Here is a 10,477-nt window from a genome sequence, read left to right as displayed (position 1 = left end):
AGCCCCGTGCGGCCATCCGCCGTCAACGTGCCCGGCGAGCTGGAGAATCGCCTGCAGCGCCAGGAGGAGCCGGCTTCGCTGAGCCGATCGCAGCAGGGCGAGATCCGCCTCGCCCAAGTCGCCGTTGGCGACTCCGACGAGCGTCTGCTGGTGAATCCGATAGGCCTCAGGTGTGATCAAAAGTCGCGGACGGACACAAAGGGACCGTCATCGGGCGCCGCCACACATGGCCGCCATGCTGCCCTCGCACAGTGGGGCAGCGGTACGGGCCAACTGTCCCTGCAGGACCGCGAGTGCGCTGGAGAGGCCGCGCACGTCGTCGAACTCGTCCAAGGATATGCCCGACAGGTCGATGAGCGCTGACTGCAGGCCCTCGGCACTTCCCTCCGTGTACGTCATGCCCCCATGGTGACCGAAGGCTGTCCTCTGGGGAAGACCCACTCCCCGGCGCCCGGGGTACGGCCCGCCCCTTCCGGCCGGACGGCGAAGGCCCCCGCATCACCGCGGAGGCCTTCAACCGTCCGGTCCCACCGCCCGGCAGGGGAACCGCTGGGCCCCGGCGCGTGATCAGGGGGTGACCAGGACCTTGCTGACCAGCGGCAGGTGGTCGGAGGCCGTCGGGTCGGCCTGCACCACGCGGGTGACCAGCGGCTTGACGTCGCCGGTGGTGTAGATGGCGTCGATGCGCTCGGTCGGGGCCTCGGCGGGGTAGGTCGCGCCGTCGCCGCGGCCGTGCGCCGAACGGGCCCACGCGTCGGTGTAGCTGGCCTGCAGCGGCTGCGACTCGGGGGCGGCCGGCAGGGCGTTGAAGTCGCCGACGAGGACGGCCGGCTCCTTGTCGCCGATCAGGTCGACGATCTGCGGGGTCTGCCGGAGGCGGTCGGTCTGCGAACTGGCCGCCAGGTGCGTGCAGTAGAACTGCACGGCCTTCCCGCGCACGTTCAAGGTGGCGTGCAGCAGACCGCGCTGCTCCTGGCCGGGCGACTTGTACAGCCAGGTGTTGTCCGACGCGGTGATCGGGTAGCGGGACAGGATGGCGGTGCCGTACTGGATCCGGTGGTCGCTGCCGGCCGGGGGCGCGTTGTCGATGTTGGCGCCGAAGACGACGTGGTAGCCGAGCAGCTTCGCGAGGTCGGCGGCCTGGTCGGCCCAGTCGCTGCGCGCGGAGTAGTGGTTGTCGACCTCCTGCAGGCCGACCACGTCGGCGCCGCTGCGGCGGACGACGTCCGCGATCCGCGGGACGTCGAGCACGTCGTCGGTGCCCTGGGCGTGGTGGATGTTGAACGTCATCACGTCCAGCACGCGGGCGCCGCGGCCGTCGGCGGCGGGAGCCTTGCCCGTGGTGGCGGCGGCGGTGCCGGTGGTGGTGGCGAGCGCGAAGACGACGGCGAGGGCGGACAGGGTCCGGCGCAGCATGGTGCAGGTCCTCCAGGGACGGCGACAGGAACGATCACGATCGTGGTCGGGGCTCCTGGCGGACGCGTGACGGGCGAATGAAGACCGGGTCCCCTCTCCCGGTGCCGGATGTCACGCCCCGTTCAACCCGCCGACCTACGCGTCTGGTTGGCGTCCGGCCGGGAAGGCGGGTTGACCCTCGACCTGGTGGAGGGGGCAGAGTCCCGGGTGTGGAGAACGACATGCGCAGTATCGGTGAGCTGGCCCGGGACAGTGGACTGGGCGTGAGCGCACTGCGGTTCTACGACACCGCCGGGGTGCTCGTCCCAACCCGGGTGGACCCGTCGAGCGGCTACCGCTGGTACGGCCCCGAGCAGCTGGCGGAGGCCCGGTTGCTCGCGCGGCTGCGCCGCACCGGTATGCCCCTGGCGGACGTGCGCCTGGTGCTGGCCGCGTGGTGCGGTGAGGACACCGGTCTCGTCCGCAAGCTGCTGGACGCGCAACTGCGCCGTCTGGAGCGGGGGCTGTCCGAGGCCCGCGTCGAGTTCTCCGCGATCCGTGCACTACTCGACCGCAAGGAGAATCCCATGTCCTCACCCGTCACCGACGGCACCGTCCGACTCGCCGTCCCCGCCTCGGGCCTGGCCGCCGCGCTGGACGCGGTCCGTTTCGCCGCCGGGACCGATCCCGAGCTGCCGGTGCTGGGCGGCGTCCTGTTCGACATCGAGGGCGGGACGCTCCATGCCGTCGCCACCGACCGGTACCGGATGGCGGTCGCGCGGACCGGTGTCACCGGGCACGACGGGCCGCGCAGGCAGGTCGTCGTGCCGTCCCCGCTCGCCGACGCGATGCGGGCGCTGCTGGCCGGCGACCCCGCGTCCGTCGAGCTCACGGTGGACGGTGACCGTGTCGCCCTGGCGGCGGGGGACCGTCAGGCGGCCGGTCGTTGTCCCGACCACGACTACCCCGACTACCGGCGCCTCGTGCGGCTGCCGGAGGGGCGCCGCGTCGTCGTCGAGGTCCCGGCCTTGCGTACGGCGCTGGAGACCGGCCCCGTCCGCGCCGGCGAAGCGCGGGAGCAGGACGGGAAGTCCCCCGACATCAGCGTGCTCGCGGTGGCGGCCGACGGCACGGTGGGTGTGTGCGGGGACGGCGACGAGGGCCCGGACGACGTCGCGGTCAACCGCGAGTACCTGCTGCAGGCACTCGCCGCGGGTGCCCGGGACCGGCTGGTGCTGGAGTTCGGCGCGCCCACCGCTCCCCTGGCGGTCCGCAGGCCGGACGCCGACGACACGTTCTCCATCCTGATGCCGGTGCGCCTGGACGCGTGACCGCCTGACCGCTTCGGGGGGATCCGGTCCGGCGGCCGAGCCGTCAGGCTGGCACGCACTCCAACAGCCGGGCTCGCATCCCGTCGATCGCCCTCCTGCAGTCCACAGCCAGGTCGAGCCGGTGTGAGGTGAGGATGCACAGGTCGGCGGCCGGCTCGTCCACGCGAGGCGCTCGGCCGGGGATCCCCGGCCGAGCGCCTCATCAGGCTTCTCTCAGCCCTCGTGCATCGCCCGCATGTAGGCGTCCAGGCCTTCCCACAGACCGTTCTCGCCCTCGCGGTTCCGATCGATCGAGCCACCACCCTTTTCAAGCATCACGATCGAGGTCAGCAAGAGCCCACGCAGGAGGCCATGCAGGACGAAGTTGTTGGTGGAGCAGTATCTGTCGTAGAGCCCCTGCGTGAACTGCTGGAACACAGCGACGTCGACGTCACTACCGCCGAGTCGTTCGTTGTCCGTCAAACCCGTTGGCAAGCCGTTCATTTCACCGGCTTCCCGAGCAAGGGCCACGTAGGTCTGCCCCACTCTGAGTGCCGGGTCCCAGAGGGTTCTTGATGTGTCGGCGGTTTGGAACGGGTGACTCATCAGAACCACCTGGTCTGGATGTGCACGTCCGGATACTTTTCCCTGAGTTTCTGGAACCGGGCCTCGACTGCCGCAATGAACCGCGAGTCCTGGTTCGGACGGGTGAACCGGAAACCGATCGAGGCGTCCGCATAGTGCTCGGGAAGTGCCTTGCGGGCCCTCAGGTACTTCTCGAACTTCTCTTCGATGTGTTCGTTGAGCCAATCCTCATCAGCCCAGTAACCGAGAACGTGCTTGTCCTCCCAGAGGACATCACCCTCGAAGAGATCGATGTCGGTGATCCTGTCTCCGGTAATGGGATCGTAGACATCGTAATCGACCTTGCCTTCAAGGCATCCGAACCCTCCACTGCCCGACCGGGCGAGGAGCCCGGACGAGACGCGCGCCCCGGGGGCTTTGCCGACGATCTTACATCCGCGCTTGAGGAGTTGCAGGCTGTCGAGAGCCCTGTCCAGCGCCTTCAACTTGGCTCCGATGAGAACATCTGCGGCCAGGCTTGAGCAGTGCTCGAAGTCCTTGTTCTCCAGGCATGTCTCGAGTTCGCCGAGACCGGTGAGTTCGGAGGTGACGTCCCACAGCTGCTTCATCGCGGCCTCGAACTCTTCTCCCCTGGAGAGGATTTCGCAGTACACCTCCTCGTGCTGGCACCAGCGGGCGAAGCCTTGTGGGTCGCAGGGGACGATTGCCTGACCGCAGCGGTATATCTCGCGGGCGCGGGCGCCAGGGTCGTTCATCGCCTCCTGTTTGGCGGCGACCGCGGCCTTGCGTCGGGCTTCCTCCTCTTCGCGGTACTTGGTGACCGCCACGGTGAACGCCTCGGTGGCCGCCCGCAATGCGGCCTGGGCGTCCTTGCCTGCATCGATGGCTGATTGCCGTGCCTGGTCGGCGGCGACCCATGCGCTGGACGACGAGGCCTGCGCCATCTCCGAGGAGAGCGTGGCGTCCGCGGCCGACCTGGCCGCGTCATTGGCGGCGGTGTTGGCCTTGTTGGCCGCATCGCGTGCGGTCTTGGCTGAGGCGGCGGCGCTGGCCGCCGAAGCCTCGGCGTCCTTGGCGTGCTGAGTCGCCTGATCCGCGTATCCCTGAGCCAGGGCGCCCGAGGCGTCGGCCTTCTGTGCCCACTCGGCGGCCTCGGCCGCCGCCTTGCGGGCGGTCGCGGCGACCTTCTGGGCGGTGGCGGCGTTCTGCTGCGCGGTGGCCGCGATCTTCGCAGCGTCCGCGATCAGCTTCTGCACCTGGGCCACGTGAGTCGTGGCGAGGTAGTCCTTGCGCTGTGCCTTGTACTGGCCGGAGGCGATGAAGGCGTGCAGCGTCTGAGGAGAGCCTTCCAGTGCGATCCGGGCCGCCGACTTCACCTCCGGTCCACCGGAGTCGACGAGTTGGGTCGCCCTGACCCGCTCGTCCTGCGTCCGCGCGGTGTGCTGCGTGGTGATCAGGAACTCGCTGTACTTCTTGGAATCGCCGGTCGCCAGGGCTTCGCGGCCGGCTTCGGTGACGATCGGTCCTGCGTCTTCGAGGACCTGTGCTACAGCGACCCGCATGCTCTGGGCAGCCACCTGGTACTGGCCGTTGGCGATGAAGGCGGTGACGGTGGAGGCGTCACCGTCGAGCGCGACCTCGGCCGCGTCGCGCACCTCCGTGACCTCGCTCTCCTCAGCGAGGCGTTCGACGTAGGAGCGGTCGTCCTGCTCCTTGGCGGTCGTCCATCCGTTGCGGAGGTAGTCGATGACGACCTCGTCGGGGCCGGACAGGGCGGCCTCGGCCGCCGCGCGCCCCCACGTGGTGCCGTTCTTGATGACGAGTACGGACAGTTCACGGCCCTTGTCGGCGACGGCTGCCAGGTCCGCGCCGGGTTCGGCGGCTTGTGCCACCAGCCGGTCCCGCTCTGCGTCCCGGTCCTGGACCGCTTGCTCCAACTCGTTCAACGCGGTGATTCGGGCAGCATCGGCTGCCTTCTGGTCCTTGGCGCGTTCGATTCCGGCGTTGGTACGCCCGAGCAACTCCTCGGCCTCGACCTCGCGGGCGAGTGTGTAGACCTGCTGCGCCTTGAGAACTGCTGCCGTTGCCATGTTCGCGGCCTCGGTGGCGGCGTTGGCGTGCGCCGTGGACTTCGCGGCGGCCGTGGCTGCGTCGCCCGCGTGATCGGCGGCCTCGTCGGCCGCATCAGCTGCGTTCTTGGCATGCGTCGCGGCCGACCGGGCCGCGTCACGTGCCTCGGCCGCTGCCGTTGCCGCCTTACGCGAAAGAGCTTCGGCGGCGGCTGCGGCGCGGTTGGCCTCCGCGGCGTGGCGCTTGGTTGCCGCCGCGGCTGCGCGCGCCTCGGCTGCGGCGGCACTGGAGTCCCCGGCGTAGTTGCCGGCCTCGATGGCGGCGTTGGCGGCGAGGTTCGCGTTGGTGCCCGCGCCTATGGCGGAGCGGGCTGCGTCACCGGCGGCGGTGGCCGCCTTGGACGCTTCATCGGCGGCGTCCGCGGCGAGGTCCGCGCCCGTGGCGGCTTTGCGTGCGTTCTGCGCGGCCACGCGTGCGGCGTCCGCGTTCTGCGCGTCCACCGCGGCATCGGCAGCCGCGTTACGGGCACGGGACGCCGCCTGAGAAGCACCGGCCGCAGCGGCGGCCGCTTGAGAGGCGGCATTCGCAGCGACCCGAGCGGAGTTGTTCGCCGCCCGCGCGGCGTCGATCGCCTGCTGAGCGGAGGCAGCTGCCTGCGAAGCGGCTTTGGCAGCCCGGCTGGCGGCACGCGCTGCCTTGTCCGTGTCGTCCTTGGCGGCCTCGGCCTCGGCCGCGGCCTTCAGCGCCGCTTCCTTGGCCAATTGTGCTGCAGCGACGGCCTTGGCGGATTCCACCTTCGCGGACGCCGTCTCCTTCGCGGCCTGCCGGCCCGCCTCCTTCGCCTGCTCGGCAAGCTGGGCGACGGTGGCGTGCTCCTGATCCTTGGCGCGCGCGACGAACTGGCCGACCTCCAGGAACTCCCGGCGGTCGTCCGATGTCCCGTACAGCGCGATACGACCGGCAGCCCTCACATTGGGGCCACCCACACTGATGATCTGAACGAGCTGCACCCGCTCGTCCTGCTCACGCTGGGTGTACTGCCCCTCGCGCAGGAACGCCCTGACGTCGTCGATCGTGCCGTTCAGCGCCGCACGCCCGGCGTCCTGCACATTCGGACCGGATGTGCTGACGATCTGGGCCGCTCGGATCCGGTCATCCTGCGCCGCTGGCGCTTCCCAGCCGTCGTCCAGGAAATCCTCGAGCGCGGCCGGAGTGTCTGCCAGTGCCTCTCGGGCTGCCGCCAGCAACTCTGTGCCGCCCACGCTCGCGTACTGGGCGGCGCTCACTCGCATGTCCTGAAGCGCGATGTCGTCGACGGCCGCGAGAAACGCCTGCACGTCGGCGTCGCTGCCGGTCAGTGCCACCTCGGCGGCCGCCCTGACCCCGGGGCCGCCTTCCCTCCAGTAGTCGACGACCAACCCGCGCTCAGTCGGAGTCGTCTCCGCCTGGGTCACGCCGTACCCGGCGTCCGCCGGCATCTCCTGGGCTGCTGCCGGTGTGGGCGCCAACGACCCCAGGACAAAGGCCAGGGGAATGAGAGTCAGGCTCAAAGTGCGTATCGCACGCGACACCTTCCCCGCTAAGCCCGGCCCATTAATGCTCTGCTTCACAAATGACTCATCTCGTAGGGCGACGACTCATTCCGAATCGCCGACTGTCCGTGACGCGAGATCATATGCGGACCGGGATGCAATGCCCATGGGAAAAACAACAGGCAAATGGAACACCAACTCCCGGTCAAGCATCCCTGATCCAGGCCACACCTAAACGAGCGATCCGTGTGACACACGTCACATTTCTGGGCGCGGGGTGCCGAGGTAGTCTGCAGGACGCTTTGTCGACTACCCATCAACTGCGCGTAACGGGCCATCCTTCCCAAGGAAACCAGCGCTTCGGGCTTGGGATCGCCGCGCGCCACCCGAAAGGATTCTTCGGTGCCATCTGACCTTCGCAGACGCTTATTTGCCGGTGTTGTCGGTATTTTCGCGGCCCTGGTGGGGGTGTCCACCTTCGCCGCAGCCGCGCCTTCCCCGACCACAGCCAGCCGAACGGCCGTCGAAATTGCCCCGTTTGCCGTCGAGGACTTCTCTTATCCGAATGCCGCGAACGTACTTGCAGAAAAGGGCATTCTGCTCAAGAGAGGTGACGGCCACATCGTGTTGGCCGAGTGCGGAGCAACGGCGAACCAGATCAGGGTATTGACCGTGAAGGATGCATCGGTCGGCCGGGACGAGCTGTACTGCTTCCAGGCCACCGCCGGCACCGGCTATCTCACACTGGAACTCCCCCGCGTATTCGCCTTGGAGACCGCGGACCACCCCATCAGCGCGGACCTGACCGCCGACGGAGTGACCACCACCGTCGAGGTGGCAAAGGACGACTTCGCTCCTGTCGGCGAAGGCACTGTTGGTGGCGCCCGGTCCGTCCTGGTCGAGATACGCGTAACCGGCTGACGCTTCCTGCTCGCCCCAGCACAGACACAGGTCACCCGTCACAGCCGGCCGACCCCCCACACGAGCGCGCCTCTTCCGGCTCGCTCAAGTCACGACAGGATCCTTAATTGTGTTAAAGCCCTTTTCCCGTCTTGCACCCGCGGCCACCGTGCTCGCTTCCGGGCTGGTCTACGGTGTGCTCGCCGGCGCTCCGGCCCAGGCCGTCACCGGAAGCCCGGCCGCCAGTGGCAGCTACGCCTTCACCGCTCGCATCGACATCGACAACGGCGCACGAGCCTGCTCCGGAGCGCTGGTCGACACCGACTGGATCGTCACCGCCGGATCGTGCCTCGTGGACGACCCCGCGAGCGGGACCACACCGCCGGTCGGCAAGCCGGCCAAGCCCGTCACCGCCACCATCGGCCGCACCGACCTGACCACCACCTCCGGTGAGGTCCGAGGCGTCGTCGAACTGGTGCCCCGCAGCGACCGCGACCTCGTGCTGGCCCGGCTCAGCCGTCCCGTCACCAGCGTCGCACCGGTCAAGGTCTCCTCTACCGTCCCGGCCTCCGGCGAGCAGCTCACGGTCACCGGTTACGGACGCACCAAGACGGAATGGGCGCCGCTCAAACTGCACTCCGGAACCTTCAGCGCGGGAGCCACCCAGACCACCACCACACAGATGACCGGCCAGAACGGCGCCGCGGTCTGCGCAGGGGACACCGGCGGCCCCGCCCTGCGGCCTTCCGGCAGCACGTACGAGCTGGTCTCCGTCAACAGCCGCTCCTGGCAAGGAGGCTGCTTCGGCCAGGACACCGCCGAGACCCGCACCGACGCGGAGAACAGTCGCGTGGACGATCTCGGCGACTGGGTGCAGAGCGTCGTCAACAAGCCGAGGATCTCGGACTTCAACTGCGACGGCATCGAGGACGTCGCCGTCGCCGACCCCAAGGCGACCGTGGGCGGTGACAGCGGCGCAGGGCTGATACGCGTCATCTACGGCGGCGGAAAGGGCACAGCCGAGATCAACCAGGATCTCGACTGGGTGCCTGGCGGAGCCGAAGCCGACGACTGGTTCGGCGAGTCCATGGACGCTGTCGACTACAACCAGGACGGCTGCACCGACATCGTCGTCGGCACGCCCTCCGAGGACCTCGGCACCGCCACCGACGCCGGTATGGCGGACATCCTGTACGGTGCCGCCAACGGAGTGGGAGCGGGCACGCTCAAGTTCACCCACTTCGAGCAGGGCCAGGGCACCGGCGTACTGGGTTCCTCGGCTCCTGAGACCGGCGACCGGCTCGGCCAGGCCCTCGCCGCCGGGACCACTACGGCGGGCGAACCCTTCCTCGTCATCGGCATACCCGGTGAGTCCCTCGGTTCCATCGCCAAGGCGGGCAACGCGCTGTACGTACACGGCAGCAGCCTCTCCGTCGTCGGCATCAGCCAGGACAGCACGGGCGTGCCGGGTACCGCGGAGGCGAACGACGGGTTCGGCAGTGTCGTCGAAGCCGACGCCAACCACATCGCCATCGCCGCACCCAACGACGCCATCGGCACCAAGACCGGCGCCGGTACGGCCATCGTCTTCGACCACAAGCTGAACACCGAGGGCAAGCCCACGCCGTTGTTCGGCCTCGACCAGGACCTCGACACCGTCGCCGGCGCCGCCGAGGCCGGCGACCAGTTCGGGGCTTCCCTTGCCCTGATCTCCTACCGGCCCACCAGTTCCTCGACGGCCACAGACTCCATCCTGGCGGTGGGCTCGCCGGGAGAGGACCTGGACATCGACGGTGCCGCCAAGGCCGACGCGGGCAACGTCATCACCTTCCGTGTGACCGCGGCCGGGACCTACAGCCAGATCACCGAGATCGACTCCGGTACCGCCACCGACGATGTGACCGGCACCTCCGAAGCGGGCGACCGCTTCGGCCAGACGCTGGCGGCGGTGAACACCGCACCCCGCGCGGTCGGCTCGGCCGCCACGCTGAAGCTCGCCGTCGGTATCACCGGCGAGGCCATCGGTACCACCGCGAAGGCCGGTGCGATCAGCACCTTCTCCCTTCTCGGCTCCCCCGGGGCCAACGACCACTGGATCGAGTCGGGAGACGCCTCCGGCATCCCGGGAGCCCCGACCGCCAACGCGCAACTGGGTGCGAGCCTCCACTTCACCGCGACGAGCCTCTACGTCGGCATGCCCTACGGCCCCAGCACCTACGGCGCCGTCCACTCACTGCCCATGAGCAACGTGACGGCGGGCGGCGCGGACGGCACCGTCACCACCTTCCAGCCGGGCAGCGGCGGCCTGCCCGCGGCAGGCGCCCGCTTCGGGTACAACGTCCGCTGATCCGAGCGCGTGCGATCCCCGCCCGTCCCCCGACGCCGATCGCGTCGAGGGACGGGCGGGATGCCTCTCTGAATGCGGCCACGACCCTTTGAATCCGGGCGCCGCCTGACGACGTCGGCGTCCTCTGCCACTGCGGCCTGATCGACGGCATGAAACCGCGAAGCCCTCTGCCCAGCCGCCCCGGCGTCCGGCAGAGGGCTTCGCGGTTTCCGCAGGGCACCGGCGGAGCGCGTCTCCCAGGCCCCCACAGGGTCCGTCACCCGATCCCGATGTGGCCGCGTGGTCTGCGCGTATACGGAATCGCAATCGTCGATTCGGCTTCCTGTGCAACCTGTCAG

7 protein-coding genes are annotated in these 10,477 nt (G+C 69.3%); 3 read left to right on the top strand and 4 right to left on the bottom strand.

What is annotated here, in order from left to right:
* Nucleotides 1–207: 207 nt before the first annotated feature.
* Entirely contained in the window at nt 208–399 is a 192-nt protein-coding gene (locus B085_RS0107765) for a hypothetical protein (protein ID WP_018558004.1), read from the bottom strand.
* A gap of 168 nt (nt 400–567) precedes the next feature.
* Nucleotides 568–1,416: an endonuclease/exonuclease/phosphatase family protein gene (locus B085_RS0107760; RefSeq protein WP_018558003.1), complete on the bottom strand. Its 849-nt coding sequence runs from the start codon at nt 1,414–1,416 to the stop codon at nt 568–570.
* A gap of 221 nt (nt 1,417–1,637) precedes the next feature.
* On the opposite strand from B085_RS0107760, the gene B085_RS0107755 reads away from it, so the two are divergent.
* Nucleotides 1,638–2,726, top strand: a complete 1,089-nt coding sequence (locus B085_RS0107755) for a MerR family transcriptional regulator (RefSeq protein WP_051102004.1) — start codon at nt 1,638–1,640, stop codon at nt 2,724–2,726.
* A 213-nt stretch (nt 2,727–2,939) separates the two neighbouring features.
* On the opposite strand, the gene B085_RS0107745 is transcribed toward B085_RS0107755, so the two are convergent.
* Together B085_RS0107745 and B085_RS41670 are read right to left on the bottom strand one after the other, a co-directional pair.
* Nucleotides 2,940–3,311 carry a DUF6086 family protein gene (locus B085_RS0107745; RefSeq protein WP_158689684.1) on the bottom strand — a complete coding sequence of 124 codons (372 nt, stop codon included), beginning with the start codon at nt 3,309–3,311 and terminating at the stop codon, nt 2,940–2,942.
* Entirely contained in the window at nt 3,311–6,910 is a 3,600-nt protein-coding gene (locus tag B085_RS41670) for an ALF repeat-containing protein (protein ID WP_158689683.1), read from the bottom strand. Before B085_RS41670 ends, B085_RS0107745 begins: the two co-directional genes overlap by 1 nt.
* Nucleotides 6,911–7,294: 384 nt before the next feature.
* Between B085_RS41670 and B085_RS46670 the strand changes: the two genes are divergently transcribed.
* Both B085_RS46670 and B085_RS0107730 read left to right on the top strand, forming a co-directional pair.
* On the top strand, nt 7,295–7,813 hold the full coding sequence (locus B085_RS46670) for a hypothetical protein (RefSeq protein ID WP_063741000.1): 519 nt from the start codon (nt 7,295–7,297) through the stop codon (nt 7,811–7,813).
* Nucleotides 7,814–7,961: 148 nt separating this feature from the next.
* Nucleotides 7,962–10,139 (top strand): S1 family peptidase, encoded by a 2,178-nt coding sequence (locus B085_RS0107730; RefSeq protein ID WP_018557998.1) that lies wholly within the window; start codon nt 7,962–7,964, stop codon nt 10,137–10,139.
* Nucleotides 10,140–10,477: the final 338 nt, after the last annotated feature.

Origin of the sequence: Streptomyces sp. BoleA5 (genome assembly GCF_000373665.1) — a bacterium.
In the GTDB taxonomy this organism is placed as follows: Bacteria; Actinomycetota; Actinomycetes; order Streptomycetales; family Streptomycetaceae; genus Actinacidiphila.
This window is presented reverse-complemented; position numbering and strand designations above follow the sequence as displayed.

Excerpts from the sequence above, each read along its gene's own strand:
- B085_RS0107765 (WP_018558004.1), bottom strand. The coding sequence starts at position 399 with ATGACGTACACGGAGGGAAGTGCCGAGGGCCTGCAGTCAGCGCTCATC.
- B085_RS0107760 (WP_018558003.1), bottom strand. The coding sequence starts at position 1,416 with ATGCTGCGCCGGACCCTGTCCGCCCTCGCCGTCGTCTTCGCGCTCGCC.
- B085_RS0107755 (WP_051102004.1), top strand. The coding sequence starts at position 1,638 with ATGCGCAGTATCGGTGAGCTGGCCCGGGACAGTGGACTGGGCGTGAGC.
- B085_RS0107745 (WP_158689684.1), bottom strand. The coding sequence starts at position 3,311 with ATGAGTCACCCGTTCCAAACCGCCGACACATCAAGAACCCTCTGGGAC.